General features: G+C 69.2%; 1 protein-coding gene. It reads right to left on the bottom strand.

Features of this window, described 5'->3' with window-relative positions; genetic code table 11:
- On the bottom strand, positions 1 to 184 hold a 184-nt coding region (locus tag ACTFO6_RS18540; RefSeq protein WP_439935846.1), incomplete at its 3' end, for a hypothetical protein.
- Positions 185 to 292 lie beyond the last annotated feature (108 nt).

The raw sequence follows: 292 nt of genomic DNA, 5'->3' as shown, positions 1-292 counted from the left end.
GGGTTACCAGCTCGTTCGCCCTGGCCACCAGGGGCGCCACCCGGGGGTGATGGAGCCCCTCGTCGACGGCGAGCTCACGCTCCTCCGCGCTCCAACGGCCGACGTATTCCTGGGCGTGCCCGATTCCTTGGGCCAGAGTGAGGCCGATGAACACGCCGGGCACCACCAGGACCAAGAACACCATGAGGGTCGTGAGGGCGGAGACTCAGGTCTCGCCCAGGGGCATGCGCCTCCGTAGCCCGTCGTACACGGGATAGGTTGCGACTGCGATCACCGCCGCCCAGCCGAGGGC

The organism is Pelomicrobium sp. G1, from assembly GCF_051905455.1.
In the GTDB taxonomy this organism is placed as follows: Bacteria; Pseudomonadota; Gammaproteobacteria; order Burkholderiales; family UBA6910; genus Pelomicrobium.
The sequence above is the reverse complement of the archived record's forward strand: the minus strand, read 5'-3'. Positions and strand labels throughout refer to the sequence as shown.